1 pseudogene is annotated in these 264 nt (G+C 39.8%); it reads right to left on the bottom strand.

Annotation, left to right across the window (positions count from 1 at the left end):
• Window positions 1–207: pseudogene (locus HMPREF0308_RS12795) on the bottom strand (hypothetical protein); the annotation flags it as partial.
• Between the last annotated feature and the right edge of the window lie 57 nt (window positions 208–264).

Below are 264 nucleotides of genomic sequence, written 5' to 3'. Positions count from 1 at the left end.
TCTCTTCAGCTATCTCAGCATTGGTGACCTTGTTCAGAGGCGCTGAGAGATGGCCTTTTTCTGATAGATAATGTTCTGTTAAAATATCTCCGGCCTCATCTTTTGCCCGCAGGCTAATGTCTGAAAATTGAGGTGACGGGTTAAAAATAATATCCTTGGCAACCTTTTTATATCCCTTTTAAATTTTGGCTTAATGACTATATCCAATGAGTCAAAAAGCTCCCCTTCAATATCTGTTGCCCCTAAGACCTTTAATATATCGCC

It is taken from the genome of Corynebacterium striatum ATCC 6940 (assembly GCF_000159135.1).
Classification (GTDB): Bacteria; Actinomycetota; Actinomycetes; order Mycobacteriales; family Mycobacteriaceae; genus Corynebacterium; species Corynebacterium striatum.
The sequence above is the reverse complement of the archived record's forward strand: the minus strand, read 5'-3'. Positions and strand labels throughout refer to the sequence as shown.